This window comes from Henriciella aquimarina (assembly GCF_002088975.1).
GTDB lineage: Bacteria > Pseudomonadota > Alphaproteobacteria > Caulobacterales > Hyphomonadaceae > Henriciella > Henriciella aquimarina.
The window spans coordinates 85,232-98,900 of the sequence record NZ_NCST01000038.1; the positions used below are offsets into that span (position 1 = coordinate 85,232).

The window sequence follows — 13,669 nt, forward strand, 5'->3', positions numbered from 1 at the left end:
ATGATCCGGGGCCGTTACCCGCTGCGACGGTCGAAACGCGCCATCCACGCCTTGAGATCGCCCTCCGGCAGGTTCGACATGATGGCCCGAAAGGTCGGCTCATCCTCGGTCTGGCCGAGCTTGAAGGTCGGCTTCAGCTTGCGGATGCGCGCCCGGAAGCCGATGATCATGGGCATGAGAAGGTCATAGCGCTCGCCCAGTTCAGCAGCCCGCCACGGCTCCGGCTTGTCCTTCTCGACATGATCGACAAGGACGTCGATCGCCTCCGGGGTTAGATCTTCCTCGACAGAAATATCGGCCTCGACATGCAGCTTGGCATAGTTCCAGGTCGGTCCCCAATTGCGCCGTCCAGCCTGGGACGGCGAGATATAGCCCTGCGGGCCGGTAAACAGGATAGTGGCCTTCGGGTCCGCCTCGAACGCCGCCCAGAGCGGATTGGACCGGGCGAAATGCCCGATCAGTTCAACAAGGCCGTCCTCCTCGTCGAAGATCCCGACCAGGGGCAGCAGGCTCGCTTCGCCGGCGTGTACCGCATACACCCATGCCAAGGGGTAGGCCTCAATGAGCGCCCTTATGTCAGCAGGCTCACAGACCTCGAATGGCGATGATGCTGGTTCGGGTGAAACGGCCCCGTCCTTCATACTGTCTCCCTCACGCTTGCAATCCTGGCAGCAAATGACGGCGTCTTGATCGATATGTTTTGGTCTATAAACAAGCACCAATATGACAAAATCAGGGGGACCAATTGTGCAAACCTGGCAAGTGAGCCTCAGCGCGCGGATCGATGCCACACGCCCCGGCCCGCTCTACATGCAGATCATCCAGGCCGTGATCCGCGACATCGAGAGCGGCCGGCTGGGGCCCGGCACCTATCTGCCGAGCAGCCGGGCGCTGGCGACGATCCTCAACGTCAACCGCAAGACCGTCGTGCTCGCCTATGAAGACCTCGTCGCTCAGGGCTGGCTCGCCACATCGGCGACACGTGGCACCTTCGTCTCCGAAACCTTGCCGGAGACGGGCACCGGCGCCCCGGTTTCTCCGGACCCCGACACGGCGCGCACAAGCTACCGCTTCAAGGCGCCGCCCCAACGGCCCCTCGCCCTGTCAGACGGAGAGGGTCTGAGGCTCGATGAAGGCTCTCCCGATGGACGGCTCTTCCCGCCGGAATTGCTGGTTCGGGCCTATCGCACGGCCACGCACAGGGCCTCGAGGGCCAGGGCCTTCCAGTACCGCGACCCGCGCGGCACACCGGACCTGCGCCGGGCCATCGCCGCGATGCTGAAGGCCCAGCGCGGCCTTGCCGTCAACGAGTCCAATATCTGCATCACCCGCGGCAGCCAGAACGGCCTCTTCCTCACCGCCATGGCTCTGCTCCAGCCGGGTGACGCCGTCATCGTCGAAGACCTGACCTATGAACCGGCCGTCGCCGCCTTCCGCGCGCTGGGCGCCCGGATCATCCCGGTCGGGCTTGATGATGGCGGGATGGATGTCGATGCCATCGAAGCGGTTTGCCGCAAGGCCCCGGTGAAAGCCGTCTTCGTGACGCCGCACCACCAGTTCCCGACCACGGTCGCGCTGAGGCCCGACCGGCGGCTGCGCCTGGTGGAACTCGCCCGCAATATCGGCTTCGCGATCATCGAGGACGATTACGACCACGAATTCCACTTCCAGTCCCAGCCCCTCCTGCCCATTGCCGCCTATGCGCCGGGCGAGGCGGTCTATATCGGCTCGCTCTCCAAACTTCTCCTGCCGGCCCTGCGGATCGGCTATGTCGCGGCCCCCTCCGACAAGATCGACGCGCTGGCGCACATGGTCTCGCTGAATGACGGCATGGGAAACACGCTGACCGAGAACACCGCTGCCCTTCTCATGGAGACCGGCGAATTGCGCCGTCATGCCAGGAAGGCCCGCAAGATCTATGCAGAGCGGCGCGAACGCTTCGCCGATGCCCTGACATCCATCCTTGGCGACAAGGTCGATTTCCAGGTGCCGGATGGCGGACTGGCTTTCTGGCTGACCTTCCGGGGTGACCTCGCCCGTATCGAGCAGCGCGCCAGCGCCGCCGGGCTGCACTTTGCCTCACACCGTTCTTACAAGGCTCAGCGCGACGCCCCATCAGGCCTGCGGATCGGGTTCGCCAGCCTGACGGATGCTGAAGCCATTAAAGCGATTGAGGCCCTGAACACGGCGGCCGCCTGACCAATTGGACCCCTTATTATTCAAAAAACTGGATGTTCACTGATCCAGACGGTCTCTCCATCCTGCCACATACAGACGACCGGGCTTCATGACCCTCACCATCAGGAAGGACAGGACGGTGTGACCACCCTTGCAGAGACCTTGAGAACCCGCCGGACAATCGGCTTCCAAAGCGTCTTTCCGGCGGGCTTTGTCGACCCGATGCATGCCCATGACCATGCGCAGCTGGCCTTTTCGCTCTCGGGCGTCATCTCGGTAAAAACCGCGGCGGCCAGCTATACACTGCCCCCCAACCGGGCAGTCTGGATCCCGGCCGCCATGCCGCACGAAACGACTGGCCGGGGCGATGTGCGGGTCCAGGTTCTCTATGCCGACGCCGGCCACTGCCGTACCGGCGACACCTGCCGGATCTTCGAGGTGACGCCGCTCATCCGCGGCCTGGTCCATGAGGTCACGCAGTTCGACACCAGGAGCGGGCCGACCCGACGGGAAACCCGGCTGATCGACCTGCTGCTGGACGAGCTGGCCCGCACGCCCGACCTGGAGGTCGGCACCATCATGCCCGACGACACACGGCTGAGACGCGTCTGCGACACGATCCTCGCCTCACCTGCCGATGGTCGCGACGTCGAGGAATGGGCGAAACTTGCCGGCATGGGGCGGCGCACCTTCACCCGCCACTTCCGCCAGCAGACCGGCATGGGTTTCGGCATCTGGCGCCAGCAGGTCCGCCTGATGGAAGCGGTCTCCAGGCTGTCGGCCGGCGAGCCCGTCACCCATGTGGCCTATGAGGTCGGCTATGAGAGCCCCAGCGCCTTCGCCGCCATGTTTCATCGCACCTTCGGCCTCTCTCCGCGCAGCTATCGCAATGCCTGCGCACCGCGCCCCAGCTGACCTCCAGGCAGGCAGGCCTCTGCCCTTCCCCGGCGTCCAGTAAGCCCGTCGGCTATTCGCCCTTTACAGCAAAACCCCACCTCTCTAGTGCGAATGCAAATAACTCGCATTCTTGCTCAGAGGGGCCAATGAAATACTCTATCCTGCTCGCCGGCGCGAGCATCCTTGCGCTCGGCGCGACCGCTCAGGACGCCCAGGAAACCAAGGCCGACGACGAAAGCCGTCAGCAAACGGTCATCGTCACCGGCCAGAAAATCGAAACGGCCCTGCAGGACGTCGCCGCCAGTGTCGACGTCGTCACCGCTGAAGAGATTGCGCGCGAACCGATCGCCGACCTCTACGACATCGTCGACCGCATTCCGAACGTGACGACCTCTTTCGGCGATCTCGGCTTTGCCATTCGCGGCATCGACCAGCGCGGGATTGGCGGGTCCGGGCGCGGCCAGACTTTGACGGTCTATGTCGATGACGCCTCGCTCGGCAATTATACGACCTTCTTCGGCCCGCTCGATGCCTGGGACCTTGGCCAGGTCGAGGTTTTCCGCGGCCCCCAGTCGACCAATTTCGGCCGGAACTCCCTGGCCGGCGCCATCTATGTCCGCACACAGGACCCGACCTATGAAGACGACCTGAGGCTGCGTCTCGAGGGCGGGGAGTACGGCACCTTCCAGATGGCCGCTGCCGGCGGCGGGGCCATTATCGACGACACACTCGCCTGGCGCGCCTCGGCCCAGCACCGCAAGAGCAACGGCTTCATCGACAATGTCTTCCTGAATGAAGACGCCGACCGCAGCGAACTGACGAGCGGACGCTTCAAGCTCCTCTGGGAGCCGACGAATGATGTGCGCATCCTGTCGACGACCTCCTACACCGACAATTTTGCCGGTGAGGATGGTATTGATCCGGCGACCGGCTTTTCGCGCAATGCCTCTTACGACGTTCCCGGTTCGGAAGGCACGAAGACCTGGCTGCAGTCGATCAATGCCAGCTGGCAGATCAATGAGAACTGGGAACTCCAGTCCATCACGGCCTATCAGCAAACGGACTATACAAGGCTGGAGGACTATGACGTTACCCCGGCGCCGGTCTCCGAACTGGACCGGACGGGCGACGATGAGTCCATATCGCAGGAATTCCGCCTGAAATATTTCGGCGAACGTCTGAGCGGTGTCGCAGGCGCCTATTATACGGATGCCTCGACGGACTATACCGACAGTTACACCATCCCGATTACCTTCGCCTATCCGACCCTGCCGCTCGACAATCTCGTGTCGCGCGAGTCCTATATCGACTTCTCCGTTGAGAACTATGCCTTCTTCTTCGATGGGGAATATGCCCTCACGGACAGTTTCGACCTGCTTTTCGGAGCCCGTTACGACAACGAGACCCAGACCAATGAGGCCATTGCGGACACGCAGATTCTCGGGCCACTTCCGCCTCTGCCTCCCCAGATTCAGGCTCTCCTGGATGCACAGACGGGCGTCACAGAACAGGCAAGCGAAACCGAGTATGATGCCTTCTTGCCGAAGGCCGGGCTGCGCTGGGCGCCGAGCGCGACCTCGACCTACTCCTTCGTCGTGCAGAAAGCCTATCGGGCTGGTGGCGCGGAGATTTCCTCTCTTGATGGGCGCCTGACCTATTATGACCCGGAATATCTCTGGAACTATGAGATCGCCTCCCGCCAGAACTTCATGAATGGCCGCCTCTTGTGGAACACCAATGTCTACTATGCCGACTGGACCGACCAGCAGGTCTCCATCCAGATTCCGGAGGCACCGAACTTCTACACAACGGCGAATGCGGGGGAATCCACGATCTACGGCCTGGAAACCGACCTGACCTATGCCGTGACACCTGAAGTGCAGGTCTATGGCGGGGCGGGCTATGCCCATACCGAGTTCGATGACTTCCCGGACCCGAACGACCCGACCAACAACCTTGCCGGCAATAGCTTTCCCTTCGCACCGGAATGGACGGCCAATGCCGGGTTCGACTATGAGGCCGAGAACGGTGTCTTCGGGGGACTTGATGTGAGCTACCAGTCGGCCAGCTATTCCGACCAGGACAATCTGGATCTGAACGAAGTCAAGGACCGGACGCTCGTGAATGCGCGCATCGGCTATGCCTTCAACGAGGCCTGGCGTCTCTCCGTGAATGCCCGCAATCTGCTTGACGAGGACTACTACACCTTCCTCAACCGCGACCGGTCCGGGGGTGGTTTCTCACGCCTTGGCGATCCGCGTGTCGTGACCGTTCGTCTGGACGCCGACTTCTAGAAGCCGGAAAGGGCTTGCCGCTTATGGTGGGGACAATTGCAGGTCTTGGAGCTGTCCTTGCCGGGCTTGGCAGTCTCAGGCTGGCCTGGGCGCGCTCGGATGGGCTTCGGCCCTGGCTGATCCTCGGCGGCTGGTTTCTGCTGGCCGCCGCGATCCTCGTCTTTGCGCTGGTGATAGGCGGGGAGACGGGGATCCCGGTTGCCATCCTGCTTGTCTCCATCGCGGGCCTCGGCCTTGTTCTTTCCAACCGCGAGGTGCGCCCGCGCAAGGAAGCCCGCCGGCGTGAAGAGGTCATCGACCCGTCCGACCGGCGCAGCCGCTGGTGGCGGGGCGTCCTGCGCGTGCTGCTCGCGGGGCCCTTGTCGGGCCTTGCGGCCATCCTGGTCGGCGTGGCCCTTGCCAAACAGCTGCCGCTGGCGGACGTTGACGCCATTGCCATAGGCGGTCTGGCGGTGCCACTCCTATGGGCTGGCGGCATGGCCTGGACGCTTTCCGACGACAAGATCCTGAGGGCGCTCGCTGTCCTGGTTCTTGTCTCAGGCGTCTCCTTTGTCCTGGCATTCCTGGTCTAGAAGGAACACGAACATGGCACGCGCGATCTGGCCGAAAGTCCCCTCCCGTTTCGTAAGCGCCATGCTGGCGGGCCACTCCGCCCTGGGGCTCGCCTTTGCGGCACTGATCTACATCGTCTGCCTGTCCGGAACGGTCCTGGTCGTCGCCCATGAGATCGACCGATGGGAGAATCCGGATGCCCCCATCATCCACTCGGTCGACACCGACACGCTTGTCCGGGCGCTCGATGTTGGCATGGACAAGGCCGAACAGGCGGGCACGCATGGCTATGTGAATGTCACCACGCCGGCCGACGGCCATCCCAACCTGTCGGTCCGCATCGCTGATTTCCAGACCGGGCTGGACGAGACCTTCGTCCTGAATGGCGAGGGAGACCTCATGGGGCCGCGCCGCGACGGGTTCGGCCATTTCATGGAGCATCTGCATTTCTACCTGCACCTGCCGCACACGATCGGCCTGTTTGTCGTCGGCCTGATCGGCGTGGCGCTACTCTCCTCGGTCTGGTCCGGGGTCTTTTCCCACCCGCGCATTTTCCGGGATGCCTTCCGCTTCCGGCGGGGCGGGACCAAGCGTCTCGAGGAGGCCGACCTGCACAACCGGCTGAGCGTCTGGGGCCTGCCCTTCCATATCGTCGTGCCGCTGACCGGCGCGATCCTGGGGCTCTCCACTTTCGTGCTGGGCATCCTCGCCATGGCCGCCTTCGATGGAGATCTCGAACGCGCCGCCGAAGTCGTTGGCGGACCAGGCGTGCCGCATGATGAAGCGGTCATGGCGGTTCCGGACGTCGCCCCGATGATCGAAAGCCTGAAGGCCGACCACCCCGACGGGCGCCTCGCACGGCTCGCCATTCGCGAGTTCGGCACCGCCGGACAGACCATCCAGATCGATCTCGCCAAAGCAAGCGACCTCACCATCACCGACCGCTATATCTTCGATGGAAACGGCACCTATCTCGGCTCGCGCGGTTTCTCTGATGGCTCTCTCGGCAATCAGGTGATCGGGGCGCTCGGGCCGCTGCATTTCGGCTGGTTCAGCAAGGGCTGGGTGGCCGGTGTCGTGAAGGGCATCTATCTCGTGCTCGGCTTTGCCCTGACAGTGATCACCTCCAGCGGCGTGGCGATCTGGATCGCCCGGCGCCGCGATAAAGGCAAGCCGGTGCCGGGCTGGGAGAAGGCCTGGATCGCGCTCGTCTGGGGCCAGCCCGTTGGCTATGGCGCCGTCGCCCTCGTGGCGCTCGCCGGCCTGCCCGTGCCGCATCTGGGGCTCTACCTCGTGCTCTGTGCAGCCGCCTTTCTGCCGGGCCTGTTTGTGAGCGCGCTGACCCTGTCGAGGGCGCTGCGTATCGTCAGCGCGGCCGTGATCCTTGGCGTCGTGATCGCCCACATTGCCCGCTACGGCGTTCTGCCGGCAGACGCGATGGCGCTGGTGATCAACCTTTCGCTGCTTGCCACAAGCCTTCTGCTGCTGGCTTCCGTGCAGCCGATCCTCCAGACCTTCAGGCCCGCAACGAAGCCGGGCATAGGGGCTGAACAGCCGGCCGAATAGAAACGCAAGAAAGCCGCTCGCCGTCGAGATGGCCGCACGCTGATTTTGAGGAAAATCAGAGCTGCAGATCGCTGTCTCACCGAAGAAGCAAGTTCACTTTTCTAAAGAAGAGGAGCTTGCCTTGGCGCAAACCGCACCACTCGACGCCACCATCCTGTCCCCGGCGCGGCCATTGCGCCTTCTGCCGGGCATGGCCGCGGCCATTGTTCTCTTGCTCACCGCCTGCCAGAGCGTTGAGCCTGTCCCCTATCAGGCGGCAAGGGCGGGCGCAGACGGCGGCCCCGGCTATAGCGAAACGCGCATCGACGAGTCGGTTTACAGGGTCAGCTTCGAAGGCAATGCTGCGACACCGGCCCGGACGGTGGAAGACTACCTTCTCTACAGGGCTGCCGAAATCGCCAAACAGGAAGGCTTTGCCTCTTTCACGGTGCTGCCGAATGAAGGCGGCTCGGTGGAGGTGGAGACGCGGCCCGAACGGACCGTCTGTCACTACTCGCCCGCCGATTTCTCGCAATTCGTCTTCTATTCAGACGAGGACTTTGCAGCCGGCCCGGAAGCGCCCCCGAACACGACCTTTCACGCCTATATCGATGTGAAGCTGGGCAAGCCGTCAGCCGACGCCGTCGAGCCGCTTGTCTTCAAGACCGATGCGACGCTCGACTATCTCGAACCCTGTATCTCCGGCCCGGCGGCCAGCCAGTAAACTGGCGTGATCCGCCTTCCCCTTCCACACCCAGCAGGACACCATCATGAAATCCTATCCCGCCCTTGCCGCCGACCTCGAGACCGGCCTCGAAACCTATTCCTCCGCCATGCCGAAGCTGATGGAGGCCTTTTCCGGCGTCATCGACAAGGCCACGGCCGATGGCCAGCTCGACACCAAGACGAAGGAACTGATCGCGCTCTCCATCGCCGCCGTGGTGCGGTGTGATCCGTGCATCGCGCATCATGTGAAAGCGGTCAAAAAGGCCAAGGCGACCCGGGCAGAAGTTGCCGAGGCGCTTGGCGTCGCGATCCTGATGGGCGGCGGCCCGGCACTCGCCTATTCGGTCTCTGCCCTGGAAGCCTACGACCAGTTCTAGGCGAGTGAGACAGAACGGCCCGGCGGCCTAGCCCGGCAGTGTCCAGGCCGAGAGCCCCTTCTCGATCTCCGGGATGGGGAGCTTGGTCAGGTCGCGGGGGATCTCGCAGATCAGGGCCTTCCTGACAGCGGCGTCGTAATGGACGCGCACCTCCCCAAGCGTGTCGGGATCGCAGATGACAACCAGGCGGGTGATCGTCCCATCCTTCGCCAGTTGCGAGAGCGTGTCCGCAAACGCGGCTGCGAAACGGCTTTCCGCGCGCTTGTGAAGATCAGGCCCCTCCGGCCCGCTCGGCCCCGTCCCTTTCGACGTAAAGCGGCCCGGCGCGTCGCGGCCCATTTCGTGTGTGGGCGGATTGGCCGCCTCTTCATGGCTGAAATGGCGCAAATCGAGGATGTCTTCATCCCCCTGATTGACCAGCAGCAGGGAGCGCTCACCGTCAGCCAGCGCCACCATGGTTCCGTTCGGAAGTTTCAAGCTCTGCCCCCTTCTGGAAACATTGACGTCCTCCTCTTGATAAGCGTTTTTCATCAAAGCCAGATTGACGGCGATCAAAAGCGTTTGCCCTCTGGGTCGTAATAGTCGCAGAGCGTTTCGATCAGCGCCGCGCCAATGCCCCCGGCCGTGCGGTAATAGATCGTCTGGGCTTCCCGACGGGACTCGACCAGCCCTTCCACCCGCAGCTTGGCGAGATGCTGCGACACCGCCGAGAGGGACTGGCCCACCGCTTCGGCAATGTCCGTGACCGCCATTTCCCCCCGGCTCAGTGAGCAGAGGATCTTGAGCCGCGTTTCGCTGGCCATCGCCTTGAGCACAGCACACGCATCGGCAATCTGGCCCGACAGGGCATGAGGCTGCATCATCGGATCACTCTCTTTCGGTTTCAGTCTTGCCGGGTGGGGCTTTCCAGTCGGGGCCACGCAGGGCCACATAGATGGCCGGAATGACGAGGACGGTCAGTGCCGTCGATGAGGCCAGGCCGAACAGCAGCGAGATGGCGAGCCCCTGGAAGATCGGATCGGCGAGGATCACGGCCGCGCCGATCATGGCGGCAAGCGCCGTCAGCAGGATCGGCTTGAAGCGCACCGCTCCGGCATTCAGCAGGACCTCCTTGAGCGGCTTGTCGCCGGTCTGGCCATGACGGACGAAATCGATCAGCAGAATAGAGTTGCGCACAATGATGCCCGCCAGCGCGATAAAGCCGATCATGGAGGTCGCGGTGAAGGCCGCCCCGAAGATCCAGTGGCCCAGCATGATGCCGATCAGCGTCAGCGGCACCGGCGTCAGCACCAGGAGCGGAGTGCGGAAGGTGCCGAATTGCGCGACGACGAGAATGTAGATGCCAATCAGAGCGACCCCGAACGCCAGCCCCATGTCGCGGAAGGTGACATAGGTGATTTCCCATTCACCGTCCCACAGCATACTCGGTACGGTCTCATCGACCGGCTGACCGTAGAGGTGGACCGCCGGACGCTCCAGACCCGCTCCTGCCCAGTCGAAGGCGTCGATGCGGTCTCCGATTTCCATCATGCCATAGATCGGCGCCTCGAAACGCCCGGCCAGTTCGCCGGTCACCATGTCGGCAAACCGTCCGTCGCGACGGAAGATCATGGGCGAGCCTGCCTCCTGGCGCATCTCGACCAGCGTTCCGAGATCGACCGGCCCGCCAGCCCTGGCCGTCAGCGCGCGCGGCACGGGCACGCTGGCGGTGGCCTGCGACCATTGCCGCTCCATCCGCGGCAGTTTGAGGGTCACCGGCAGCGGGTCGCGGCCCTCGCCGCGCGGGGCCACACCAACCGTCTGCCCCCGGAAGATCAGGCCGATCGTGTCGAGAATATCCTGTTCAGCGACGCCATAGGAAGCCGCCACCGTCTCGTTCGGCGTCAGGAGGAGGCGCGGCTGGCCTTCCCCGGCGGAGTCGTCCACATCGACAATGAAAGAGGTCTCTTCAAACATCTGCTTGATGACGGCAGCCGTCTCGCGGCGCGTCTCCGCATCCGGACCATAGACCTCCGCCAAAAGGGTGGAGATGACGGGCGGGCCCGGCGGTACTTCGACCACCTTGACGCTGGCCCCGTCCGGCAGCGGCACGGCGCGCAACCGCTCGCGCAAGTCCAGCGCGATAGCATGACTGGAGCGCTTGCGCTCGCCCTTTTCCGACAGGTTCACCTGCAGGTCGCCGAGCTCCGGGGCGTCCCGCAGGAAGTAGTGGCGCACCAGCCCGTTGAAATTGAACGGCGCAGCGGTGCCGGCATAGACCTGCACCGTCTCGACCTCCTCGAGGTCCTGCGTCACGTCGGCGAGCGCGAACAGTGTGCGCTCGGTATCTTCCAGCGAAGCGCCCTCTTCCAGATCGACCACCACCTGGATCTCGGACTTGTTGTCGAAAGGCAGCAGCTTCACCGTCACCGTCTGCGTCACGAACAGCATGAGCGAGGCAAGCGTCGCCACGCCCACCACGATCAGGAAGATCCAGGCATTCCGACGGCTGGAAACGACCGGCCCGGCCACCCGGCGGTAGAAACCGGCCAGCCGGGTCTCGCCCTCATGCGCCTCATGGCCGGCATGGGCGCCAGGCCGGGCGACCTTCATCAGCAACCAGGGCGCGATGCCGACCGCGACAAAGAAGGAAAACAGCATGGCTGCCGACGCATTCGCCGGGATCGGTGCCATGTACGGCCCCATCAGGCCCGAAACGAACATCATGGGCAAGAGCGCGGCAATCACGGTGAGCGTCGCCACAATCGTCGGATTGCCAACCTCGGAGACCGCATCGATGGCCGCCTGCATACGCGTGCGCCCGTCGCGCATCGCCCAGTGGCGCGAGATGTTCTCGATGACGACGATGGCGTCGTCGACCAGGATGCCGATGGAGAAGATCAGCGCGAACAGGCTGACCCGGTTGATCGTGTAGCCCATCATGAGCGAGGCAAAGAGCGTCAGCAGGATGGTGGTCGGGATGACGATCAACGTGACGAGCGCCTCGCGCCAGCCAATCGCAAAGGCGATCAGGACGACGATGGAGACCGTCGCCAGGCCGAGGTGGAAGAGCAGCTCATTGGCCTTGTGATTGGCCGTCTCCCCGTAATTACGAGTCACCTCGATATGGACGCCCTCGGGGATCATCTTCTGTTCGAGCAGCTCCAGCCGCTCAAGGATATCGTGGGCGACGTTCACCGCATTAGCGCCGGGGCGTTTGGCAAGCGACAGGGTGACCGCCGGCGCAATCGCCATGCTGCCCGCCCCTTCGCCCTTTTCGACGGTCCAGACACGCGCCTCGTTCTCGATGCCCTCGACACGGATGTCGGCCACGTCGGAGAGGTAGATCTTGCGCCCGTCGCCGCCCTGCAGCTCGATCCGCCCCAGATCGCCGACCGAATTCAGCCGGTCGCCGGCCTGCACGATCAGGGTCTGCCCGCTGCCCCGGGCGAGGCCGGCCGGGCGGGCCGCAACGGCTTCTGAGACGGCGCGTGAAAGGCTCTGCAACGGCACGTCATAGGATGCGAGCGCATCGATGTCCGGCTCCACGCGAATCTCCACCTGGCGCCCGCCGACAATCTCCGTCAGCCCGATCTCGTCGACCTTGATCAGCTCCTTCAGCACCTCGTCGGCCAGCATGCGCAGGCTGGTGTCGTTCCAGACATCGCCGGTCCACGGTTCCGGCGAGAGGGTCAGCGTGACGATGGCGACATCATTGATACCGCGCCCGACCACTTGCGGCATCGGTACGTCGGGCGGGATCCGGTCGATATTCGCCTGGATCTTCTCATGCACTCTGAGGATGGCATCATCGGCATCGGTGCCAACGATGAAGCGGGCGGTGACCACAGCGCCGTCGTCCCGGCTCTGACTGTAGACGTGCTCGACATCGGGAATGGCCTTGAGGATTTCCTCCAGCGGCTCGCTCACCTGTTCGACAACATCGACCGCCGGGAGCCCCGGCGCCGAGACCATGACATCGACCATCGGCACCGAAATCTGTGGCTCTTCCTCGCGCGGGATCGTCATCAGCGCGACGAGGCCAACCGCAAGCGCGGCCAGCAGGAGAAGCGGTGTCAGGGGAGAACGGATCGTCGCACGCGTGATCGATCCGGAAACATCGGCTTTCATGAGGTCTCGTGTTCTGGAGCGGCAATCACATCGCCGGGTTTCAGGCCGGAGAGCACATCATAGGCGCCAGACACGGCCACCGGCTCCGCCAACATCACCGGGGCTTCGACAAACCGGTCGCCTACCCGCACCCGCACGAAATCCACGCCATAGCGCGTCGTCACGAAGGCTTCAGGAATGCGGATCGCGCGGCGCTCGCCGACCGGCACCATGACGTCGGCGCGTTCGCCAACCAGCGCATCGAGCCCGCCCTCGACCTCGGCATCCGCGATCACGGCGCCGTTTCTCAGCTCCGGATAGATCTTCATGATCTCCGCCGCGCGCACCTCGTCGCTGCGGGCCGGCAGGCGCAAGGTGACGGACTCGCCTTCGCTCAGCGCCCCGATATGGCGCTCGGGAATGGAGAGGCGCACAACCCCGTCCAGCGTTGCCAGCCGGGCAATCTCCTCACCCGGGGAGACGACGGCGCCCTGGACCGTCACGACAGAGGTTATCTTGCCGTCGGCGGGGGCCCGGATATTCCCTTCGGCCTCGCGCGCCATCAGGCTGCGACGTTCCGAGGCGGCCGCCGCCCGCTCCTGCTTGAGGACGTTCAGTGCGGTCTGCTCCTGTTCGAAACGCGCCTTCGGATAGAAGCCCCGATCGAGCAGTTTTTCCGCCCGCGCCAGATCGTCCGTCTGCTGAGCAATGCGCGCGTCGAGTCCCTCGATACGGGCCGTCAGTGCCCTGACCTGCGGGGCAAGCGTATCGTCGGTGACGAAGGCGACGACATCATCCTTCGCGACGACAGAGCCTTCATCTATGGTCAGACGTGTCACGACGCCCTGAAGCCGGGACCGGATGGCAGAGGTATCGCTCGCCTCGATGCGGGCGAGCACCGGCTTGTAGTCGGTGACGAGGTCTTCCTCGACAGTCATGGTCTGCGCATGGGCAAGGCCGGAAGAGAAAAGCAGGAAGAGCGAAGCAAGAAGACCGGCGCGCATGGTCAGA

Annotated in this window: 12 protein-coding genes; 7 read left to right on the plus strand and 5 right to left on the minus strand. The window is 63.9% G+C overall.

Features of this window, described 5'->3' with window-relative positions; all coding sequences use genetic code 11:
* Positions 1–14: 14 nt before the first annotated feature.
* Entirely contained in the window at positions 15–641 is a 627-nt protein-coding gene (locus tag B8784_RS05770) for an FMN-binding negative transcriptional regulator (protein WP_084396646.1), read from the minus strand.
* A 103-nt stretch (positions 642–744) separates the two neighbouring features.
* Between B8784_RS05770 and pdxR the strand changes: the two genes are divergently transcribed.
* The 7 genes from pdxR (at position 745) to B8784_RS05805 (ending at position 8,569) form a co-directional block, all read left to right on the plus strand.
* A complete protein-coding gene (pdxR, locus tag B8784_RS05775) occupies positions 745–2,199 on the plus strand; it encodes a MocR-like pyridoxine biosynthesis transcription factor PdxR (RefSeq protein ID WP_084396697.1) in 1,455 nt (484 codons plus the stop codon).
* A 120-nt stretch (positions 2,200–2,319) separates the two neighbouring features.
* On the plus strand, positions 2,320–3,093 hold the full coding sequence (locus B8784_RS05780) for an AraC family transcriptional regulator (RefSeq protein WP_084396647.1): 774 nt from the start codon (positions 2,320–2,322) through the stop codon (positions 3,091–3,093).
* A gap of 128 nt (positions 3,094–3,221) precedes the next feature.
* A complete protein-coding gene (locus B8784_RS05785) occupies positions 3,222–5,369 on the plus strand; it encodes a TonB-dependent receptor (protein ID WP_084396648.1) in 2,148 nt (715 codons plus the stop codon).
* A gap of 23 nt (positions 5,370–5,392) precedes the next feature.
* Positions 5,393–5,941 carry a hypothetical protein gene (locus B8784_RS05790; RefSeq protein WP_084396649.1) on the plus strand — a complete coding sequence of 183 codons (549 nt, stop codon included), beginning with the start codon at positions 5,393–5,395 and terminating at the stop codon, positions 5,939–5,941.
* A 13-nt stretch (positions 5,942–5,954) separates the two neighbouring features.
* Positions 5,955–7,487 (plus strand): PepSY-associated TM helix domain-containing protein, encoded by a 1,533-nt coding sequence (locus B8784_RS05795; RefSeq protein ID WP_084396650.1) that lies wholly within the window; start codon positions 5,955–5,957, stop codon positions 7,485–7,487.
* 121 nt (positions 7,488–7,608) lie between these two features.
* Positions 7,609–8,190 carry a CC0125/CC1285 family lipoprotein gene (locus tag B8784_RS05800; RefSeq protein ID WP_084396651.1) on the plus strand — a complete coding sequence of 194 codons (582 nt, stop codon included), beginning with the start codon at positions 7,609–7,611 and terminating at the stop codon, positions 8,188–8,190.
* Positions 8,191–8,236: 46 nt separating this feature from the next.
* Positions 8,237–8,569 (plus strand): carboxymuconolactone decarboxylase family protein, encoded by a 333-nt coding sequence (locus B8784_RS05805; protein ID WP_143435317.1) that lies wholly within the window; start codon positions 8,237–8,239, stop codon positions 8,567–8,569.
* A 27-nt stretch (positions 8,570–8,596) separates the two neighbouring features.
* On the opposite strand, the gene B8784_RS05810 is transcribed toward B8784_RS05805, so the two are convergent.
* From B8784_RS05810 to B8784_RS05825, 4 genes are all read right to left on the minus strand, one after another.
* Positions 8,597–9,046 (minus strand): host attachment family protein, encoded by a 450-nt coding sequence (locus tag B8784_RS05810; RefSeq protein WP_158085599.1) that lies wholly within the window; start codon positions 9,044–9,046, stop codon positions 8,597–8,599.
* A gap of 74 nt (positions 9,047–9,120) precedes the next feature.
* The gene (locus B8784_RS05815) at positions 9,121–9,432 is read right to left on the minus strand and encodes an ArsR/SmtB family transcription factor (protein ID WP_084396654.1); all 312 of its coding nucleotides are present in this window, start codon (positions 9,430–9,432) and stop codon (positions 9,121–9,123) included.
* Between the two features lie 4 nt (positions 9,433–9,436).
* Complete coding sequence (locus B8784_RS05820; RefSeq protein ID WP_084396655.1) at positions 9,437–12,679, minus strand: efflux RND transporter permease subunit; 3,243 nt, start codon at positions 12,677–12,679, stop codon at positions 9,437–9,439.
* Positions 12,676–13,662: an efflux RND transporter periplasmic adaptor subunit gene (locus tag B8784_RS05825; RefSeq protein ID WP_084396656.1), complete on the minus strand. Its 987-nt coding sequence runs from the start codon at positions 13,660–13,662 to the stop codon at positions 12,676–12,678. Before B8784_RS05825 ends, B8784_RS05820 begins: the two co-directional genes overlap by 4 nt.
* Positions 13,663–13,669: the final 7 nt, after the last annotated feature.

What these genes read in the sequence shown, in the direction of transcription:
- B8784_RS05770 (WP_084396646.1), bottom strand. Translation starts at nt 641, where the DNA reads ATGAAGGACGGGGCCGTTTCACCCGAACCAGCATCATCGCCATTCGAG.
- B8784_RS05785 (WP_084396648.1), top strand. Translation starts at nt 3,222, where the DNA reads ATGAAATACTCTATCCTGCTCGCCGGCGCGAGCATCCTTGCGCTCGGC.
- B8784_RS05790 (WP_084396649.1), top strand. Translation starts at nt 5,393, where the DNA reads ATGGTGGGGACAATTGCAGGTCTTGGAGCTGTCCTTGCCGGGCTTGGC.
- B8784_RS05795 (WP_084396650.1), top strand. Translation starts at nt 5,955, where the DNA reads ATGGCACGCGCGATCTGGCCGAAAGTCCCCTCCCGTTTCGTAAGCGCC.
- B8784_RS05805 (WP_143435317.1), top strand. Translation starts at nt 8,237, where the DNA reads ATGAAATCCTATCCCGCCCTTGCCGCCGACCTCGAGACCGGCCTCGAA.
- B8784_RS05815 (WP_084396654.1), bottom strand. Translation starts at nt 9,432, where the DNA reads ATGATGCAGCCTCATGCCCTGTCGGGCCAGATTGCCGATGCGTGTGCT.
- B8784_RS05820 (WP_084396655.1), bottom strand. Translation starts at nt 12,679, where the DNA reads ATGAAAGCCGATGTTTCCGGATCGATCACGCGTGCGACGATCCGTTCT.
- B8784_RS05825 (WP_084396656.1), bottom strand. Translation starts at nt 13,662, where the DNA reads ATGCGCGCCGGTCTTCTTGCTTCGCTCTTCCTGCTTTTCTCTTCCGGC.